Below are 19,855 nucleotides of genomic sequence, written 5' to 3' on the forward strand. Positions count from 1 at the left end.
TCCCCAGTTTCCATCTCGCGGTTATCGCCGTAATTTCACGGTCGTAGTAAGGGGTGTAATTCGTGTTATGTTGGGCTTGACAGAAGCTCTAAACAAGTAGGAAAGAAAAGTATCAAGAAAGAAAGGCATTGGGTACTGGGATTGGAAAATAACCAAAGACCTAAGACCGAATACTTAAGTTCTTTTTCCTTTATCCTTCATACTTCAAAAGAGGCATCTGGTAAAATTTGTAAGGTTTTTAGAAGCTCTGAGCAATGGGATCGACTTGCGTGCGGATCGCAATTGACGCAATGGGAGGGGATCATGCACCTGATGAAATCGTCGCAGGCGCTCTGCGAGCCCGAGAAGAATTAGGTGTAGAAGTACTGTTGGTGGGCGATCCCCAACAAATTCAAAGCAAACTGCCGCCAAAGACAAATCTGGCGCACGTTGAAATCGTGAGTGCCTCTGAAGCGATCGCAATGGATGAGGAGCCTTTAAGCGCTATCAGGCGCAAACCTAAGGCTTCCATCAATGTGGCGATGGATTTGGTGAAAAAACAGCAAGCAGATGCTGTCGTTTCTGCCGGACACTCTGGAGCAGCAATGGCAGCAGCTTTACTGCGCTTGGGACGACTACCGGGCATTGACCGTCCCGCAATTGGTGCGGTTTTTCCCACAATGGTAGCAGGCAAGCCAGTACTAGTTCTTGATGTAGGTGCAAACGTGGATTGCCGTCCAAAATTCTTAGAACAGTTTGCAGTCATGGGGTCTATATACAGTCAGTATGTTTTGGGGACTCCAGAACCTAAAGTAGGTTTATTGAATATCGGTGAAGAAGACTGTAAAGGCAATGATGCTGCTGTACGTGCCCATCAACTACTAAAGGAAAAGACGCAAATTACTTTTATTGGTAACGCCGAAGGGCGTGATGTCCTCTCCGGTCATTTTGACGTAATTGTCTGTGACGGATTTGTGGGTAACGTGTTGTTAAAGTTTGCCGAAGCCGTTGGGGAGATTATGCTGCAAATTATGCGGGAAGAATTACCCCAAGGAGTGCGCGGTCAAATTGGTACAGCTATTTTAAAACCAAATCTCAGACGGATTAAGCAGAGGGTCGATCATGCCGAACATGGGGGTGCTTTGCTTTTGGGAGTAGGGGGAATTTGTATTATCAGTCACGGGAGTTCCCAAGCACCTTCGATTTTTAATGCAATTCGTATGGCAAAAGAAGCGGTCAACAACCAAGTGTTACAAAGAATTCAGTCCCAATATCAAAGCGTTCAGCAAGAAAGTGGCTAAATATCATTTGTCATTTGTCCGGAGTCATTTGCAATGACCTTTTGACAAATGACAAATGACTGGTTACTGGTCACTGTTAAAGATAGCTTGGGAGATGCCGGAGTGCAAAATTTAGGAATAGCAATAACAGGAAGTGGTTCGGCAGTTCCAGCTGCTTTCTTGGATAACCAGGCACTAACCGAACTGGTTGAAACATCAGATGATTGGATTACCACAAGAACGGGAATTCGTCAACGTCGGTTGGCGAAGCCCGATGAATCACTAACCGATCTGGCGGTTGCTGCCAGCCATCAGGCGATCGCAATGGCTAAAATCAATCCGCAAGACTTGGATTTGATTCTGCTGGCAACTTCTACCCCCGATGATTTGTTTGGCACCGCTTGTAGAATTCAAGCAGCACTCGGAGCAACCAGGGCAGTTGCTTTCGATCTGACTGCAGCTTGTTCTGGTTTCGTGTTTGGACTTGTCACTGCTGCCCAATATATCAGAACCGGAGTTTATCAAAACGTCCTGTTGATAGGGGCAGATATCCTCTCTCGTTGGGTAGATTGGAAAGACCGTAGCACGTGCGTGTTATTTGGGGATGGTGCTGGAGCAATCGTGATGCAAGCCAATGAAACAGATGGCTTGCTGGGATTTGAACTTAGAAGTGATGGGACTCAGAATAATTGCCTTAACCTTGCATACCAAGGTAGTAATTTAGACTTAACTCAGGGTGTCAGTGTTGGAAAAGGAAGCTTTACGCCGATCTCAATGAACGGCAAAGAAGTCTATCGCTTTGCCGTGCAAAAAGTACCGGAAGTGATTGACAAAGCTTTATTCCGTGCTGACCTGAGCGTTGACGACATAGACTGGCTTTTGTTGCATCAGGCAAACCAGCGAATTCTAGATGCTGTTGCCAATCGCATGAACATTCCACCAGAAAAAGTTCTTAGCAATCTTGCTAACTACGGTAATACTTCTGCTGCTTCTATTCCTCTAGCTTTAAACGAAGCAGTACGACAAGGGAAAATCAAACCCAGTGACATTATAGCCGCCTCCGGTTTTGGAGCCGGTCTCACTTGGGGTGCCGCTATCTTTCGATGGGGGCGGTAAATGTGTATTAGTTAGTGGTTAGTAGTTCGCAGTCAGTTGTTAACCGCAACTAATGAGGAGAGCAATTAACGACTAACCACTAACCACCAACCACCAACCACTAACCACCAATTTGATGATTAAATGACAAAAACCGTATGGGTATTTCCCGGTCAAGGTTCTCAATCCTTGGGCATGGGAATGGATTTACTGGATTTACCATCTGCAAAAGAAAAGTTTGCCCAAGCAGAAAGTATCTTGGGTTGGTCTGTCATTGAAATTTGCCAAACACACGAGGAAAAGCTATCTCGCACCCTCTACACTCAACCTTGTTTGTACGTGGTAGAAAGCATACTTGCTGACATTTTGCAAGAAAAATACAGCCCGGATTTATTGGCAGGTCACAGTTTGGGAGAATATATCGCTCTTTATGTGGCGGGTGTCTTCGAGTGGTCAGCTGGATTGCGCTTGGTAAAACATCGGGCAGAACTCATGGATAGTGCTGCAGGTGGTATGATGGCAGCATTAATAAATTTTGACCGAGAAAAACTGGAACAGGCGATCTCTGAAAATCCTGATGTAGTTCTAGCAAATGACAACAGCCCCACACAGGTTGTTATTTCTGGTACTCCAGAAGCTGTTCAAGCAGTTATGTCCCAAGTCAAGGCAAAACGCGCATTACCCCTAAATGTTTCTGGTGCGTTTCATTCACCTTTGATGGCAGAAGTTGCAGCTGAGTTCCAACACGCGCTTGATTCCGTAAAGTTTCAACCAGCAAAAATACCAGTTTTATCAAATGTCGATCCTGTTCCATCTGCTGATGCAGATGTTTTAAAACAACGTTTAAGGCAACAAATGACAGGTGGAGTGCGGTGGAGAGAAATTGCCCTGGCATTGCCTGATAATGGAGTTGAGCGAGTTGTGGAAATTGGACCTGGTAATGTCCTGACTGGTCTGATTAAACGCACTTGCTCTGGTTTAATTTTAGAAAATATCCGTTCTACAGCTGACTTAGTGAGTGGTTAATGGTTAGTTGTCAACTACTAACCACTAACCACCAACCACTCACCATGACCCTATGTCTCGAAACCGCGAACCATTTGCCAGTCTCTTACTTTACTACGCCTTTAAGTGGTCAGTTGTTAGCCCCATGCTCCGAGTCTACTTTCGAGGGCGAGTCTATGGTGCTGAAAACGTTCCTCAAAGCGGACCACTTGTGGTGGTAAGCAATCACGCCAGTAACTACGATCCGCCACTTGTTTCTAACTATATGCGCCGTCCTGTCGCTTACATGGCAAAGGAAGAACTTTTTAAAATCCCAATTTTAAAACAAGCTATTGAGTTGTATGGGGCTTATCCAGTCAGCCGGGGTAGTGCCGATCGCACTGCCATTCGCGCTGCCTTAAAATATTTGGATGAGGGGTGGGCTGTAGGCGTTTTTTTACAAGGCACTCGTACCCCTGATGGACGTATCACAGATCCAAAGCGAGGTGCTGCACTGATTGCTGCTAAGGCAAAAGCGCCTCTTTTACCTGTATGTTTGTGGGGTACTCAGGCTATTGAGCAAAAAGGAGCGATAACTCCTCGCCCGGTTCCAGTCACGGTAAGAATTGGCGAGTTAATTAATGCTCCTAGTTCAACTGATAAAGAAGAATTGGAAGCTATTACAAAACAGTGTGCAGCAGCAATTAATACCCTTCACGATTTAGGACGTTGAGGGGTATTTGGTATTTTTCTAACTTGTAAGGTTGGCAATGCCTACCATTTATGCCTAACAGTGGGCATTGAGCATCCTACATATTTTCTGTTTGAGCGATCGGAAATCTGCTTAAAGGAAGTGGCAATTGTTGCTTGAGTTATGTCAGTCTAATAGGAGATTTTACAAAGCTTTCCAAACCTATATATGAGCGGTTTTGATGCCAGTGATTTTTGGAACCGCCTGAATAATCTGGCGCTAGTTCGTTTTTTACTTCTAGTAGCATCTGGCTGGGCAATTGTACAACTTCTGGGTTACTTTGAATCAGTCATTGTTATTTTCTCATTTGCTGCGATTCTAGCCTTTTTACTTAGCTATCCCGTACAATGGCTGAGGCATTTTTTACCTCATAGCATAGCAGTTGTTGTCATTTTCTTACTGAGTCTTGTTGTTCTGAGTGCTTTGACGATTACAGTTGGTTTAACTGTTTTATCTCAAGGACAACAATTAATTGATAGCGTCACTGCTTTTTTGAACTCTTTGGTCCCCTTAGTCGATCGCCTAGAGGAGTTTCTTCGCAGTCGGAATTTACAAATTGATTTAAGTGCTATAGAAGAACAGCTGCGAAACCAAGCTATATCCATGCTTGTTACAAGCTTGAATATTTTTCAAAGCTTCATTACTAACTTTGTAACTTTTATCTTAATTGCCGTTGTTGCTTTTTTTATGCTGCTTGACGGAGAAAAACTTTGGCAATTTATTATAAAAGGAGTACCGCCAAGAAGGCGAGATAGATTTACACGTATCATAAAACGTAATTTTTTAGGTTTTTTTCGCGGTCAGTTAATCTTGACATTGTTTCTGACATCTTGCTCTTTCCTTGTATTTCTAGTCCTTAATGTACCTTTTGCATTAATACTATCAGTTGTAGTTGGATTGCTTGATATTATACCTGGTATAGGAGCTACATTAGGAGTCAGTGTGATTACACTTATTGTCTTCTCTCAAAGTGTTTGGCTAGCTCTTAAAGTACTAGTTGCTTGTATTATTCTTCAACAAATACAAGATAACTTAATTTCACCTAGAATTATGCAAGGAGCGCTCAACCTAAACCCTGTTGTGGTATTTTTTGCTTTACTTGTAGGTGCTAAAGTTGCCGGATTGTTAGGAATTTTTATTTCTATTCCTATCGCTGGTGTTATAGTTTCTTTATTTGAAATTGATGAAATGAAGTCAGAGGTTTAGTCAAATGACCAATCAAGATTTGAGAGCAGAGTTAACAGAAAATTTGGATGAAGCCGAGTGGTCATGGCTAATTCCTCACGTACAACGCGATGCAGTAATTGTCGTTGCAGAAGGACTTGACTTGTTAGATGTGGGAGTCGCAATAGCTAGCGATCGCGTTTCCGAAGTGCAAGTCTGGATTGATGAAGCCTTGATTGCTAAACCTTCTGCCACTCAGGTAGGAGAATGGAATATGCAACAAGAAAAACGATTTAATACTCTAATCGTACAACCATTTGTCCTGGTGCAAGAGAAGATAGCAGCATAGGTTTTTATCTGAGGAATTTCAAATAAGAAATATCCCAAAATCTTTTGTGGGATGGGTATCCTTACCCGTCCTTAAGAAGTATCGAGTAAAGATACCCCATACTACAAAATGAAGTTATTTTGTGAATTGATATTTCACTGCTTGTATTTTTGAAGTTCTTCACTCCCTGCATAACCAGTTGCTATCCAAACAATTGCTCTTACCCCATCGCGAATAGATTTTTCAATTGGTTCGGGAGATGTTCTAGAAGGAACTGACACTGGTTTAATATTAATGCCCCGACTACCTAAAATAATTTTGCCTATAACACGGGCGCGACGCATGTGGTAGTCTGAAGTTACGAGATAGACGCTCTTAATCCCTCTTTTTTCTAAATCATCAACAAGCGTTGTAAAGTTTTCTACTGTATTTTGCGCCCTATAGTCTAAATGCAAACGCTTCGGATCGATTCCAGCTTTTCTAAATACTCTTTTGGTGATCGTTGGTGGGCTACCTCCAGTAATCCAAATAGGTAAGTGTGGGTTTTGGCGAGCCAGATCTGCTGTAAATTTCTCTCGCTCTAACTTTGATGTTGAACCACCCAACACTAAAATAGCTTGGGGTCGCGCAAATTGGCTTTGCATTTCTTTGTAACCCCACCAAAGCATCACTGGTAGGGCTAATAGCATAAACCGAGAAGAAATAGCTTTCAATGGTGGCTTGCTCAAGGTTCTATCAAAGAGTGACTGTTTGAACAAAAGTTTTTCTTTGAAAAAAGGTTAGTTGTTAGTAGGGACGCAAGGCATTACGCCCTTACAGTTGCTAGTTGGGCGTAAGGTTTTGCGCCCTTACAGTTGTTAGTAGGGGCGTGAAGCTATGCGTTCTGACAGAAGTAGGGGAAAAGACTTAGTGAATCGGTACTTTACCTACCAACTACTATCTACTAACAACTCACCACTATCTACTAACTTCATTTAACTTTTTAACGGGACTGGCCAGATTCGAACCGGCGGCCTAGCGCTTCAGATTTGTGTGAGTTTCCCCACTCTCCGGACTATACCTTCACCATAGGTTTTGTACCTTTAGGCGGTGGCTTACTAGTCTCTACACCTTCCCTCGATTTTAGATTTTGGATTTTGGATTTTGGATTCCATAAATAAAATTTCAAATCTTAAATCTCAAATCTCAAATTTTTGGGCTTGGCTCGGTATTCCCTTATAGTTTTCCCATGAGGGAGTTCTAACTCTTTAGGGTTCACCGAATTTAACCACATTCACTCATAGAGTTTCCTCTATGGTGCCCGAAACTTCAGGAGGCGCTCGCTCTATCCAACTGAGCTACAGCCCCAGAAAAATAACATCATTACCATGATACCACTTTTAGCGGGACTGCCAGGAGTTTTCCCAGCCTCTACCTCCTATCTCTAATCCACACAGGAAGGTGCTTGCCCTCAGGATAGTTTTTCCTTTTTCCGTATTATTGTCTCGCAGTTCTAAATTTAACTCGCCTTGCATTGTGTCCCGACAGCAGAAGATTAAACCATCAGTTGTTGGCGCACGTAGAGGAGTGCCCGGTAAATTGGTAGTCCCTATTACCTCAACTTCATAACGGGAATTTTTTGCTTGAATTTGCCATTTTCCCCAAGGGCTGATATTCCAACTGACTTGGGAGTTCCAAGGTACAAATTCGTAAAACTTCCCTTGATAGTGCAAGCCTACCATCGCTACAGATTCCATCCACCACAAAACACCACGCCTTCCTCCGCCTGCAGTGAGGGCGAGATCTGGTTCGCCTTCAAAGCTATTACAGTTTACCCAAAACCATTTTTGCGGGAAAGCGCCTCCCCAATTCTTCTCGCCGTAGGCTGGAGCATTGGTAAATTCATAACGTTTACCATTCCAATCAATCCAACCAGATGCTAAACCATGTGCCATTAAAATTTGCCATCCCGGCTCAAAAATTTGTAGAAATGACAGCCAACCCGCAGTGGATTGCTGAATACTAAAGCGATCGCCCCAGCCGTAGATGGGTTGAATTTCATATTGCCAACGGCAATATTGACCGCTTGCAGGGTCTTTGATAAATCCTTGGTTTAGGGTTGCTGTTGCTTGGTAGCCTTCTAAAATATCGCGTTCAAATTCCTCAGGGTGTAGATAAGTCGGTTGGGTCTTGCGGTTTGTTTTCCCCCAATGTCCCAAGCCCAGTCGCTGCGGACTTCCCCAAAATTTACTGGTATCGGGAAAGGTACGCCACAGGTACTCATCATTTGGACCGAGAATTTGTGCTGCACCGCCACTGTGAGGTTGATTGCCTTTTGGGTCTTCTATTGAGTACATGAAAGCAAATGTTTGGCCTTCTTGGGGTAAAGTGACCCTATAATACCAACCTTCAAAGAAGCGGCGACTCATACCATCCCAGTGGTAACCGCTGTGGGGTGTTTGAACGGAATGATAGGGATTTCTAAGAAAAGTTAGCATGGATTTACAATTGATATTATTTTTCCTAGTATGAGCGATCGCCTGGACATAAAGCGTGCTTATGATATTCTTGGCTTGACTCCTGATGCATCACCTGAGGATGTCAAGCTTGCTTACCGCAAACTGGCAAAAACTTGGCATCCCGATCGTTTTTCCGAAGCTGAGCAAAAGCAAGAGGCTGAGGAAAAAATTAAAAGAATCAACCAAGCTTATGAATTACTAAAGTTTATAAAACCAAGTTTGGCAAAAGCATCTGCTTCTAGGGGTGGAACTTCAACCGGAAAAACAACAATTTACTCCAATCGCTCCGATGCCGAAACTTTTTATAAATGGGGTATGGAACAAGCCCAAAGGAAAAATTATATTGAAGCAATAGAAAATTTTACGCAAGCAATCCGCCTCAATCCCAACTACTTTGAAGCTTATAAATATCGAGGGCTTGCCTGTTCAAAAATGGGTTGGGAAAATAGAGCTGCTTCTGATTTTAGAAATGCAGCCAGACTGGAACGAGAAGCAAGAAAATATCAATCCGCACCACCAGCTTCAAAATCTCCTAAGAATCCATCACAACCATCAAGTGAAACATCAGTATTCACTTCTCCTTGGAAATGCGTCCGTACACTCAATCATGCCAATTGGGTTTTGGCGATCGCAATTAGTCCTGATGGTCAAACTTTTGCTAGTGGAAGTAGTGATAACACGATTAAAATTTGGCATTTGAATACCGGAAAAGTGTTACATACTCTCATCGGTCATCATAAATGGGTAAGATGCCTTGCATTTAGTCCTGATAGCAAAACTTTAGTCAGTGGTAGCGATGACTGTAGTGTTATGATTTGGGAAGTAGCGACAGGGAAACTCCTCAAGACTCTCAAAATTCATTCAACCCCCATTTTTTCCCTGGTTTTAAGTCTGGATGGTCAATTTATCTTTAGCGGGGGTCGGGACACGACCATCAAAATAACACATATAGCTATAGAACAACTTCTACACGTTCTTAAGGGACATTCTTACTCTATCAATTCTCTAGCAATTAGCCCAAATGGAGAAGTTTTAGCAAGCGGAAGTGGTGACAATAGTATCAAAATTTGGCAGATAAAAAGTAAAAAACTTTTACACACTTTTAACAAACACTTGGGGAGAGTAACTTGTGTTGCGATCGCCTCTAACGGACAAATTTTAGCCAGTGGAAGTTATGACAAAACTATCAAGTTGTGGGATATAAATACAGGTAAGCAAAACAATTCCCTAACAGGACATAGTGATTCTGTTTTGTCTGTTGCTATCAGCCCTGATAGCCAGCAAATTGCCAGTGGTAGTGCGGATAGAAGTGTGAAGTTTTGGCAAACGGATACGGGAGAGCACCTTTACACCATAGGTCATCATTCGGATTCGGTGAATGCTGTTGCTTTTAGTCCGGATGGAAAAACTCTTATTAGTAGCAGTCGAGATACAACGATTAAGATTTGGCAAAGTTGACTATTTCTGGAAAAACATTAAAAGTTTTTGGGAATAATTAACATAGATTTACAGTGCATCCTATTCTCCGTATGAGCGATCGCATGAGTATAGAAGAGGCTTATTTTGTTTTAGAACTAAAACCCGGTGCATCGCAAGCAGAGATCAAGCATACTTACCGCAGGCTAGTTAAAATTTGGCATCCAGATAATTTTTCACTAGTGCAGCAGAAGGAAGAAGCAGAGGAAAAAATAAAACTTATTAATGAAGCTTATAACAAACTTAAATCTTATCAGCCTACTCAGGCAGAACATCCCCATCCAACAAGCGAATCTTATCAAACACCGATCGCAAGAGTTTACGTCAGCCGCTTCAATGCTGAGGCATTTTACAACGATGGCGTCGAGAACGTAAAATTAGGAAGATACAAAGACGCCTTAACCGACTTTACCCATGCAATTCGGCTCAATCCAAATTATACAGAAGCATACAAGTACCGTGGATATGTTTGTTCGGTACTGGGTTACGAACATCGAGCCAACTCAGATTTAGATAAAGCAGCACAATTAGAAGGGCAGTTAAGGATTAGAGAAAATTATTCGTCATCCTCATCAAGACGTTCCAAACGCTCCAAACAGAAATCTAGGTCAAAATTCCCGATCGGCAGGTTTTTTCGGTGGATAAAGAGTTTACTTGGACTCAATCGGCGATACCGATAAGTCAAAGATCGGGATAAGGAATAAAGTGAATGCTTGTCAGTAACAGGGTTTAAACCGGAGGATGTGCTCGCACAAAGCGAAGCGATCGCTTCGACTTGGCATAAAGCACTTTTACCTTCATCCTTTATACTTTATACTTCATACTTCCTACCTCGATTCTTGGTTAATGAGAAATTCCAAGCACAGTTTGTCCGTGTTTATTGGAAGAAGATGAAGGTAGGCTCTTAAAATCGCGTCGCGTTGCAAGATCCAGCGGTTTTCTCTCCAAGTACCAACCACAGCAGACCACCCATTATGACCAAACTGCATTGGCTAGAAGTTAGCGAATACGCCTCAATTTCTCTCTCTGCCTTAGGATTAGTTGCAACAACGCTCACCCAACAAATGATTTATGTAGCAACTCCCCTCACAATCTCTGTCTGCTTGAACATTGCTAACCGAGAACGATTAAAGTTTTTGAAAGAGCAGAACCAGCAAGAACTGATGGTAAAACAAGATCTACTTCTCAATCCACTCCGCCAGCGTCTTGCTAACTTTGATAATTTCACCCAACAACTCAGCACAACCACAGGAGAACAACTTGAAACACTTCAAAACCAGCAACGGCAAAGTTTAGAGACTTTTACGCAACGTCTCGAACAATATGAGACAACTGTTCGAGATTTGAGAACAACATTTCAACAACAAGTAGAAGAATTACAACGGTATCAGCAAACACAAAATATTGATGCTTTTCAACAGCATTTAACCCAGCTTGATGCCTTTATAAGACAATTCAGTGAAAATACTCAAAATCAAATGAATCCACTTAACCAGCGTTTGTCTCAAGTGGATGTTTTAACGCAACAATTAAATCAAACTATCCAACAAAAACTTCAGGAAATCGGGCGTTGGGAGCAGCGTCTCGCTCAAATCGAGACCGGAATGCAACAACTGAGCGCAAACACTCTAAAACAGATCGAACCCCTCACTCAAAGTTTAGCTCAACTGAATGCTTTTAAACAGCACCTCAATCAAAACAGCCAACAACAAATGCAAGGTTTGCAGTCTTGGGAACAGCGGTTCACTCAACTGGATACTTTTACACAACAACTGAGTCATAGCACTCAAAAGCAGATAGAAGAATGTTTAAATACTTTAACCAAACTCCAAACGGAAGTACAAGCGTTAACCGAATTAGTTACCAAGACAAAACCTCAATTTCAAAATGAGACAGAAAGCGGACAATCTAAAAATTCTGAGACTCAATCACCTCAAGCAAATGTCAAATTACTTGCTCCTATACCAACAAAGTCACAAAACACTCAGTTCTCAGCACCTGTTAGCTTACCACCACCCTTGAATCCACAGATTAATCAGACAGCAATAGCATCTACACCAGATATTTCTGCATCTAAAGCCGCACAGGAAATAATCTTTCAAAGTGTTCTTCAAGGACATACAGATAGAGTTATGTCTGTTGTTTTTAGTTCTGATGGACAAGTCTTAGCTAGTGGAAGTCATGACAAAACTATAAAAATTTGGGATCTTGCTAAAAAGGAAGCCCGTACTCTTCAAGGAAGAGAAGAACCCTCTCGCGTGAACGCAGTTGCATTTAGTCCTGATGGTAAGATTTTAGTGAGTGGAAGCGACGACCAAACTGTTAAGTTGTGGAATGTTGTGACAGGAGAACAAATTTTCACTTTTACCGGACATAAAGACAAAGTTTATGCTGTTGCATTTAGTCCTGATGGAAAAACTATAGCTAGTGGCTCTAAAGATAGAACTATTAAACTTTGGTCTACAGATACTTATAAAGAAATACATAGTATTCAAGGACATTCTGATGAAATTTTATGTGTTGGTTTTAGCCCTGACAGCAAAATTTTAGCCAGTGGCGGCGCAGGTAATGATAAAACTATCAAAGTTTGGTATTTAACTGAGGATAAATTTTTAACTCTTAAAGGAAATCCTGATTCTTTTGGAGGCATGAATTCTGTTGCTTTCAGCCCGAATGGAAAGCAAATTGCCAGTGGTAGTAGCGACAAGACGATTAGAATTTGGCAATTGCCTAACGGTCAACAATTACAGACACTTGCAGGGCATACAGACGATGTTTGTTCTGTCACCTTTAGTCCCGACGGTAAAATTTTGGCAAGTGGTAGTAGAGACAAAACAGTGAAGCTTTGGCAAGTGGATACGGGTCAGGAAATTCGCACTTTTACAGCCAATGATGATGCCGTTTATTGTGTTGCCTTTAGCCCGGATGGGAAAACTTTGGCAGCTAGTGGCAGTGGAGATAAAACAATTAAGTTATTCCCATGTAATTAGCTATTGTCAACTTATCTCATTTCTCTTGCTTTGGTCAATCATCAATATTTAACCCCAGTACTAGAGAGAAGTCTTGATAGTTTCGTTTTACTACAACCGATTGTCAAGTATGAAACAATCCTTCCCAATCAAAAAAGAACTTTTACTCAGTCTCTACTTGCTATTGTCCCATTTGCTACTACTTTGCCCAATCGCAATTGTGAAAAATTCCAACATATTCTTGAACTTTTTTTTTATATAACATTTGCTTAAATCTATTAAAAAAATTTTTTACTCTAACTTCAAAACAGCAAAATAGTGCCGATATTTACGACTTTATAAATTATTTTTTAAGAATTCTTTGAAATTTTATCAAATAATTGTACTGCTACCATTTCTGCAATAAATTGTCCCAAAACTGATTTTAGTTTTTCATTTGTAGTTTCTACAAATTCGAGCGCAGATGTGCGGACAATTTTTTTTAGCTTAATCGGGCAGAAGCCCCACGTCTTACCGCGTTCGCGCAGCGTGAAGGCATAGCACAAGCGTGAGATGAACGACTCGGAAATCAAGGCACGTCCTCCGACCCTACCTAGGGTTGAGCAGTCGCTTCAAGTTGTGCGTTGCCTGTCAACCTAAAAGTTTGGATAACATCACCTAATCGAAAATCACAGTAAGCCATATAACTACAATCATCCTCTCCTTCTCTTTCTCTTCGCTCTATAGGGTTTTTTATCTAGGGCGCGTGAAGTTTGATGTTGGAAAACGAAGGAAGAACCGAAGTTAGAAGAGGGAAGAAGCTTGAAGAAATTCCTTCCTTCTTTCTTCCTTCTTCAATAAACCGCTTGGGGTCAAGTAATAGCTAAGTTATCGAAAATTTAAGAGTCTATTAAAGAAAGTTAAGGGTGATAAAATTAGGTAACAATTTTGACCGTTACCAAAAGGGCGTGTTAACTTAAACATATGGCACCAAACAAGTCTAAGAAGTTCATTTGTAGAGTACTTACTGGAGCCAGTGCCTCCCGCATCTAGTAAGTTCGCAATCGCCAGTCAGGTTTTGTGTTCCGTAAATGTGTTTTCGCCTAAAGATGAATTTATTGAGTTAATTTGGAGGTTTTTGAACGCACAGCAAAAATGCCTGCCTAGCTGGAATATAAAGAACACAAATTTCTGAACGGGTTTAGTTGCGAAATTCTGTCCACCTTAGTTGAGTTACTTTCTGTTTTTTTATCAATCGATCGAATTACCCATAAACCGCCAAAAGCTCCTTGCAGTATCCTATAGTAGCTTTTGGCGGTTGATTGTTGAGAGTGCGTGTCTTTTGCTTGGTTCCAATCCCGTTCTCTAGCTCTTGTCATCACTTACTAAAGTAACGATTGTCACTTCAGGAGGACAGAACAAACGTCCAGGGGGGTATGTTCCCAAACCGCGATTGACGTAAAGCTGATTGTTTCCGACCGTATGGAAACCTTGCGCCCATTCCCAATGTTTGACGACTTTCGCGCAGTCTCCTCGCAAATAAGGTACCCAGCGCCGGATTTTTTTAGAAACTTTGCGAATAAACTTTTTGTAATAAACCACAACGGGTCCCACTACCGGAAGCACAATTTGACCGCCATGAGTGTGACCTGATAATTGCAAATCGACTCGCCATTTTTGCAAAATCTCCGCTGTGTCGGGATTATGCGATAGTACGATGCAAGGTTTGGTAGGATCTAACCGATCCATCACCAATTTAGGGTTAAATTCTCGCGACCAATAATCAGCCAAACCCACTAACGGTAGTTCTTGCCCAAATGGATAACCAATTTCATTCCAAAGTACCGTAACGCCAATGCTGTTAAGTGCATCCGTAACTGTAGCTTGTGAACGTTTGAAATAGATGTCGTGATTACCCAGAACAGCGTAGATTCCAGCACGACTTTGGAGATATTTGAGTCGTAGCACCAGTTGCTGAATGGGTGATGGATCGTCAGTTACGTAATCACCTGTCAGTACAACTAAGTCGGGTTCAGCTTCATTGCTAATTGCGATCGCTTCTTGTAACATTTTCTCTGACAATCGCAAGCCATCATAGTGCAAGTCAGATAGGTGTACCAGCTTCGTACCTTGTAACGATTCTGGTAAGTTTTCTATCTTAACCGTTAACTTCTCTACTCTTAAACGACCAGATAACAACCAGTGCATTGCGCTGACATTGCTCCTCGTACCAGCGCTTACAGCTTAACAAATCATTATCTATATAAATCTGTTATTGCAGATGCCTTAGCTAAAAATTTATGAAAAGATTTATGTTTTTTGTTAAAACTTTTGCAGAAACCTGGTTTTACTGTCTTGAACACGCGTTCTACGGTAGCGATCTCTTCGGCGCAAGCTGTACCCAGCTTATTGCAAAGCAAACATCTTGCAAAGATCTTAGCTTGATAGGAATATTGTGAACAGAAAGATGGAAAAATTTTATGAAACATTTTTTATTAACCTGGGTGGGGACTGCCATAGCATTGCTGGTAACTTCCAACATTGTTCCTGGCTTTGAGATTAAAAATTTTGTGGCTGCCCTCATAGCAGCAATTGTTATCGGACTAGTTAATGCGATCGTTCGACCTATTTTAGGTATACTCACATTTCCCATTACCTTACTCACCTTCGGGTTGTTTACATTTGTTCTGAATGCTTTTACCCTCTGGTTAGCAAGTGTCTTCACACCCGGTTACGGTTTTACCATCAATGGTTTTATACCTGCTTTACTAGGGTCAATTGTACTATCAATAGTTTCTAGTATAATTAGCTACTTTCTTAGACCTAATGGCTAATAGCTAATAGCTAATTGTTAATTGCACCATTAGCCATTAGCCATTAGCTATTAGCAAAGCCAAGATATCCTCTTGGGGTTACCATCCAATTAGCATGAAAACGTGTATTGGAATTGCCAATTAACACTGTAGTCAACATATCGATGGAAACATCGAGTAATTTATCTAAAGTTGTGAGAGTAATTTGCTCGTCTTCACGGTACGCAGAACGTACCACAGCAACGGGTGTATCGGAATTGCGATATTTGAGGAAAATCTCTCGAGCGGTTACAAGCTGTTGAATCCGTGTTTGAGAGCGAGGATTGTATAAAGCAGTCACAAAATCAGCAACCGCTGCTGCTTCTAAACGCTTTTCAATCATTTCCCATGGTGTCAGTAAATCGCTCAAGCTGATAGCACAAAAGTCATGCATCAAAGGTGTTCCTACTCTAGATGCAGCAGCTTGCATGGCAGTAATACCGGGAAATATTTGAATTTTAGGTGTTTTGCCATCCCAATCTTGGGTTTGCAACTCTTCCAATACTAACCCTGCCATGCCGTATATTCCACAGTCACCAGAAGATATAACAGCTACTTGCAATCCCCAATTCGCTAACTCAATTGCTCGTTGGGCGCGTTGACGTTCTTTTGTAATTGGTAACGCTTCAACAATTTGTCCCGGTCTGAGAATAGGGTGAATTAAGTCTACGTATAAACTGTAGCCAATAATTGCATCTGCACTAGTGACGGCGGCTTGTGCTGCTGGTGTCATTTGATTGATTTGTCCCGGTCCGGTACCAATCAGTAACAGTTCTCCAGTACGACCGATGTATTCTTTTTCTGCTTGGGCAATAGCTATTGTGACTGCTCCTTGGAGAGGAGGGGAGGAGTGGGGGAGTAAGGGAGTGAGGGAGGGTTTAAAAATTTGTTTGGCAATGAGTAGAGTTTGACTTTGAGCAGCACATAAAGCAGCAGCTTCTGCAACACTGGGAGTTCCAACTTCTTTTTCAACGACTTGAGACGGATTGGGAACGGATATTTTGCTGAGGATGTCTGAAGAGAAGGTTTTTAAAGGTAAATTGCGTTTTTGGCAAAGTTTTACCAAACCAACTTCATCCGATTTAATGTCTATGGTGGCAATTCCTGCGATCGCACTTTCTGCTAGTTGATGTTGTTGGAAAACTTGTTGAATTGCCGTTTCTAGGAGTTGTTCTGAAGTTCCTCTCTCACAGCCAATTCCAATCCATAAAACTCGCGGATACCAGTGAATTTGAGGTATCGGGGAGGTATGGGGGAGTTTGGAGGTAATCCAAATTTTAGCCGTGGCGGAAGGGTCTTCTTGAAAAATAAAAGCCGATGGCTGGGTACTGAAAGCTGTTTGCCAAAGAGTAGAACCTGTTTCTTGAATGACTTGTACTCGTTCTCCCCGCGCAACAGACGCACTGACACCCGTCCAATCACCTTCACCCCGCTTCCAACCAAAGGGTACACCTAACGTATCTACTGCGGGTAATCCCAAACTGGCGGAAGCACCAGACAAAACTGGTGTTGCATTGAGTTGTAAGGCAATTAACTGTGCTAGCTTATCGCCACCGCCTTGATGTCCGCCACACAAACTAATGACAAACCGTCCTGCTTCATCAAGTGTTATCACTGCGGGATCGGTGGATTTGTGTCGCAACAAAGGTGCAATTAAACGTACCACTGCACCAGTTGCCAAACAAAAGATAAAAGCACGGTGTGTTTGCCACAGATTGGCTATGTGTTGTTTCAGAGAACCAGTGTAAACTTGCGTACCTGGCATATCTGCTAAAGATTCTGGAACCCAAATATTGACAGAATCGATTTGAGATAGGGTTTGTAATTTTTTGACACCTGTAGGGGTGGTAGCGATCGCAGCGATCGGTGGAAGAAATGAAGTAGGGTGTTTTAACGGCACTTCGGCAGAAGACATAGGAATATTTAGGGTGTTTTCTAAATTCTTTATAATATATGTGTTTGTTGGAATTGCTTAAAGCTGGGGTAGCTATCCGCTATGACTCAAACCACTAAGTTACCTAAGACCTTTGAGGAGTACTTACGCTACAACGATAATACGGATAAGAAGTATGAATTTGTGGGTGGAGAGTTAGTTGAAATGCCTCCCGAAAGTCCTCTCAACTCTAGAATTTCATTTTTTTTAGCACTCCAGTTTGCTAAATTCCTACTAGACACGCAAATTTGTCATAAAGACACGGAGATTGCAGTATCAGGATCGCAAGTACAGACACGGCTACCAGATCTCATGATTCTGTCAGAGGAACTAGCAGAAATTTTGGGACAAACAAACAGAGGTACAATCGACCTAGAAATGCCTCCACCAGAGTTAATTATTGAAGTCGTGTCACCTGGTAAAACCAATGAAGATAAGCCGGGTACGGCTTGCGCCAAGGGCGAACGCGATTATCGCTTTAAGCGTTCTGAATATGCAGCAAGAGCAGTTCCTGAGTACTGGGCGATCGACCCAGAGAAACGCAAGATAACGGTTTATAAGTTAGTTGATGGTTTGTATGAGGAGGAGGAGTATACAGGAAATACACTCATCCAATCCCGATTTACAGAACTTCAGCTAACAACCGAACAAATCCTCAATCGCAAGCGTTAGCGGCTAAGTTAGTCCAGATCCCACTTGTGGTGTTCCACACTTTGATGCTGTTGTCATCACTACCACTAGCAAGAATCTTCCCATTCGGGCTGATAGCGACGAAGTAACAACGTTTGAATGTCCGCTCAAAGTTTTCAGCAGACTAGAGTCATCAATGACAGAGTTTGCAGGGGGGCTATTTTCTATTTTTTATTCCTCATCTTCGATTTCTAAAGGAACCGCGTCTAACTCAGCCTCTAACTGTTCAATAGTTGGTAAACTTCCTTGTAATTTTTCAGGTAAAACATCCCGTAATTTATAAGTTGAAACTCCAATCGGTCTATTCATATTTTGTAATGAATATTCAACCACTGTTTTATCTTTTGATTTACATAAGATAATTCCAATAGTAGGTTGGTCATCAGGGTGTCGTAATATATCGTCAACCGCCGAAACATAAAAGCTCATCTTGCCTGAAAATTCTGGTTTGAATTCCTTCATTTTTAGATCAATAACTACATAACAACGCAATTTGACATGATAAAATAGTAAGTCAATATAAAAATCTTCATCACCAACTTTGAGGTGATATTGACTGCCCATAAAAGCAAATCCAACTCCTAATTCTAGTAGGAACTCTCTTATATGCTCTAATAAACCCCTTTCTAAATCTCTTTCTTGAGCATCTTTTGCTAAAGTCAAGAAATCAAAATTATAAGGGTCTTTTAATAATTCCCGTGCTAAATCTGATTGAGGGGAAGGTAGAGTAAAATTAAAATTTGTCGTTTTTTCAGCTTCAAATTGTCGCTCATAAAGCTTTGTATCGATGTGATGCCATAAAACAGAACGACTCCAACCATGCTCAAGGGTTTTGTGAACATACCAAAACCTTGCTTTTAAATCTTTTACCTTTTCCAATAATAAAATATTATGACCCCAAGGAATTTCTGCCACAGCTTGTGGCAGAATTATTCCATCCACACCTGGTATAACATCCACAACACTTTTGACATCAAGAGTATAAGCGAGATAAAAAGCTCTTATCCGCCAAATATTCCGTGCTGAAAAGCCTTTAACTCCAGGGAAAGATTTTTGCAAATCTTTAGCCAACCGTTCAATGACAGCAGTTCCCCATCCTTCGGACTCTTGGCGAGAGATTATTTCCTGTCCGATATCCCAATAAAGTGCAATCAGTTCTTTGTTGACTGCTACTGCGGCTTGAATTTGGGTAGAATGAATACGTGCTTTGATGGATTTGAGCGCCTCCCCGTAATTAGCGGGTAATTGCAGATTACTTTTGTTTCTAGGAGCCATAGCCCAAACAGCACAAGTTATCTTTAATCAATGAATCTTCAAGCAGTCACCCTGCTTGTATGATAATAGCAGCAGCCGACACATCACGCCTCCCCAAAATAAAATCAAGGAGATGTTCGCCAAATCCTAATAGTCCGATCCACGCTGCCACTAGCTAAAGTTTGACCATCCACACCATTAAGAGCTAGTTTTTGGGCGAGTTGATTGTTCTTTTGCTTAGTAGCAGGAATTAGGAATTGACCTATGGAGGGTGAAAGTCCTTGCTTGTAAGCTAAAATAAAAGCTTGAATCTTCTCGCTAGAAATTGCAAGATTCATCCCATTAGTGTCTGTATCTACTTTCCTAGTATTGATACCCAAAAGTTCTCCCCGACTGTTTAACAAAGCACCTCCAGAATTACCAGGGTTAAGGTTGGCATCTGTTTGAATAAAACCTAGTTCTGTGTAAATGTTACTAACAATCCCTTGAGTAATCGAGGAAGGCTTAATTCCACGAGGATAACCAATGGCAAACACTTGTTGTCCCTTGCGAACTGCACTCAAGGAAGCAAAGTTTAATTTTGGTAAGCGATTTTGTCCGCGAATTTGAAGCAAGGCTAAATC

19 protein-coding genes and 1 pseudogene are annotated in these 19,855 nt (G+C 41.7%); 12 read left to right on the forward strand and 8 right to left on the reverse strand.

Annotation, left to right across the window (positions count from 1 at the left end; translation table 11 throughout):
- Nucleotides 1-254 precede the first annotated feature (254 nt).
- From plsX to AB0756_RS21885, 6 genes are all read left to right on the forward strand, one after another.
- Entirely contained in the window at nucleotides 255-1,280 is a 1,026-nt protein-coding gene (gene plsX / locus AB0756_RS21860; protein WP_038081208.1) for a phosphate acyltransferase PlsX, read from the forward strand.
- Between the two features lie 102 nt (nucleotides 1,281-1,382).
- Nucleotides 1,383-2,375: a beta-ketoacyl-ACP synthase III gene (locus AB0756_RS21865; protein WP_038081241.1), complete on the forward strand. Its 993-nt coding sequence runs from the start codon at nucleotides 1,383-1,385 to the stop codon at nucleotides 2,373-2,375.
- A gap of 123 nt (nucleotides 2,376-2,498) precedes the next feature.
- The gene (fabD, locus tag AB0756_RS21870; protein ID WP_038081209.1) at nucleotides 2,499-3,380 is read left to right on the forward strand and encodes an ACP S-malonyltransferase; all 882 of its coding nucleotides are present in this window, start codon (nucleotides 2,499-2,501) and stop codon (nucleotides 3,378-3,380) included.
- A 52-nt stretch (nucleotides 3,381-3,432) separates the two neighbouring features.
- Nucleotides 3,433-4,071 carry a lysophospholipid acyltransferase family protein gene (locus tag AB0756_RS21875; protein ID WP_050046825.1) on the forward strand — a complete coding sequence of 213 codons (639 nt, stop codon included), beginning with the start codon at nucleotides 3,433-3,435 and terminating at the stop codon, nucleotides 4,069-4,071.
- 186 nt (nucleotides 4,072-4,257) lie between these two features.
- Nucleotides 4,258-5,295: an AI-2E family transporter gene (locus AB0756_RS21880; protein WP_038081211.1), complete on the forward strand. Its 1,038-nt coding sequence runs from the start codon at nucleotides 4,258-4,260 to the stop codon at nucleotides 5,293-5,295.
- A gap of 4 nt (nucleotides 5,296-5,299) precedes the next feature.
- Nucleotides 5,300-5,602, forward strand: a complete 303-nt coding sequence (locus tag AB0756_RS21885; RefSeq protein ID WP_038081213.1) for a DUF2288 domain-containing protein — start codon at nucleotides 5,300-5,302, stop codon at nucleotides 5,600-5,602.
- 134 nt (nucleotides 5,603-5,736) lie between these two features.
- On the opposite strand, the gene AB0756_RS21890 is transcribed toward AB0756_RS21885, so the two are convergent.
- Nucleotides 5,737-6,270 (reverse strand): YdcF family protein, encoded by a 534-nt coding sequence (locus AB0756_RS21890; RefSeq protein WP_038081243.1) that lies wholly within the window; start codon nucleotides 6,268-6,270, stop codon nucleotides 5,737-5,739.
- 690 nt (nucleotides 6,271-6,960) lie between these two features.
- Nucleotides 6,961-8,058 (reverse strand): tocopherol cyclase family protein, encoded by a 1,098-nt coding sequence (locus AB0756_RS21895; RefSeq protein WP_038081215.1) that lies wholly within the window; start codon nucleotides 8,056-8,058, stop codon nucleotides 6,961-6,963.
- Nucleotides 8,059-8,088: 30 nt separating this feature from the next.
- Here AB0756_RS21895 and AB0756_RS21900 point away from each other — a divergent pair, with 30 nt between their 5' ends.
- The 4 genes from AB0756_RS21900 (at nucleotide 8,089) to AB0756_RS21915 (ending at nucleotide 12,545) form a co-directional block, all read left to right on the forward strand.
- The gene (locus tag AB0756_RS21900) at nucleotides 8,089-9,537 is read left to right on the forward strand and encodes a WD40 domain-containing protein (RefSeq protein ID WP_038081217.1); all 1,449 of its coding nucleotides are present in this window, start codon (nucleotides 8,089-8,091) and stop codon (nucleotides 9,535-9,537) included.
- 71 nt (nucleotides 9,538-9,608) lie between these two features.
- Nucleotides 9,609-10,235, forward strand: a complete 627-nt coding sequence (locus AB0756_RS21905; RefSeq protein WP_038081218.1) for a J domain-containing protein — start codon at nucleotides 9,609-9,611, stop codon at nucleotides 10,233-10,235.
- 63 nt (nucleotides 10,236-10,298) lie between these two features.
- Nucleotides 10,299-10,463: a hypothetical protein gene (locus AB0756_RS21910; RefSeq protein WP_153021452.1), complete on the forward strand. Its 165-nt coding sequence runs from the start codon at nucleotides 10,299-10,301 to the stop codon at nucleotides 10,461-10,463.
- A gap of 66 nt (nucleotides 10,464-10,529) precedes the next feature.
- Nucleotides 10,530-12,545: a WD40 repeat domain-containing protein gene (locus AB0756_RS21915; RefSeq protein ID WP_038081220.1), complete on the forward strand. Its 2,016-nt coding sequence runs from the start codon at nucleotides 10,530-10,532 to the stop codon at nucleotides 12,543-12,545.
- A 329-nt stretch (nucleotides 12,546-12,874) separates the two neighbouring features.
- Here the strand turns inward: AB0756_RS21915 and AB0756_RS21920 are convergent, their stop codons facing one another.
- On the reverse strand, nucleotides 12,875-13,096 hold the full coding sequence (locus tag AB0756_RS21920; protein WP_137986597.1) for a hypothetical protein: 222 nt from the start codon (nucleotides 13,094-13,096) through the stop codon (nucleotides 12,875-12,877).
- A gap of 772 nt (nucleotides 13,097-13,868) precedes the next feature.
- The gene (locus AB0756_RS21925; RefSeq protein ID WP_038081221.1) at nucleotides 13,869-14,711 is read right to left on the reverse strand and encodes a metallophosphoesterase; all 843 of its coding nucleotides are present in this window, start codon (nucleotides 14,709-14,711) and stop codon (nucleotides 13,869-13,871) included.
- A 272-nt stretch (nucleotides 14,712-14,983) separates the two neighbouring features.
- Between AB0756_RS21925 and AB0756_RS21930 the strand changes: the two genes are divergently transcribed.
- Nucleotides 14,984-15,337: a phage holin family protein gene (locus tag AB0756_RS21930; RefSeq protein WP_038081223.1), complete on the forward strand. Its 354-nt coding sequence runs from the start codon at nucleotides 14,984-14,986 to the stop codon at nucleotides 15,335-15,337.
- Between the two features lie 43 nt (nucleotides 15,338-15,380).
- Here AB0756_RS21930 and cobJ read toward each other — a convergent pair whose 3' ends face one another.
- Nucleotides 15,381-17,270 carry a precorrin-3B C(17)-methyltransferase gene (gene cobJ / locus AB0756_RS21935; protein WP_050046828.1) on the reverse strand — a complete coding sequence of 630 codons (1,890 nt, stop codon included), beginning with the start codon at nucleotides 17,268-17,270 and terminating at the stop codon, nucleotides 15,381-15,383.
- Between the two features lie 81 nt (nucleotides 17,271-17,351).
- On the opposite strand from cobJ, the gene AB0756_RS21940 reads away from it, so the two are divergent.
- Nucleotides 17,352-17,960, forward strand: a complete 609-nt coding sequence (locus AB0756_RS21940; RefSeq protein WP_038081225.1) for a Uma2 family endonuclease — start codon at nucleotides 17,352-17,354, stop codon at nucleotides 17,958-17,960.
- On the opposite strand, the gene AB0756_RS21945 is transcribed toward AB0756_RS21940, so the two are convergent.
- The 3 genes and pseudogenes from AB0756_RS21945 to AB0756_RS21955 all read right to left on the reverse strand — a co-directional run.
- The gene (locus AB0756_RS21945; protein WP_137986666.1) at nucleotides 17,944-18,054 is read right to left on the reverse strand and encodes a hypothetical protein; all 111 of its coding nucleotides are present in this window, start codon (nucleotides 18,052-18,054) and stop codon (nucleotides 17,944-17,946) included. The genes AB0756_RS21940 and AB0756_RS21945 overlap by 17 nt on opposite strands.
- Before the next feature lie 95 nt (nucleotides 18,055-18,149).
- On the reverse strand, nucleotides 18,150-19,253 hold the full coding sequence (locus AB0756_RS21950) for a PDDEXK nuclease domain-containing protein (RefSeq protein ID WP_038081227.1): 1,104 nt from the start codon (nucleotides 19,251-19,253) through the stop codon (nucleotides 18,150-18,152).
- A 104-nt stretch (nucleotides 19,254-19,357) separates the two neighbouring features.
- Nucleotides 19,358-19,849, reverse strand: a pseudogene (locus AB0756_RS21955) (trypsin-like peptidase domain-containing protein); the annotation flags it as partial.
- Between the last annotated feature and the right edge of the window lie 6 nt (nucleotides 19,850-19,855).

The sequence above is a fragment of the Tolypothrix campylonemoides VB511288_2 genome (assembly GCF_045999855.1).
GTDB lineage: Bacteria > Cyanobacteriota > Cyanobacteriia > Cyanobacteriales > Nostocaceae > Scytonema > Scytonema bouteillei_A.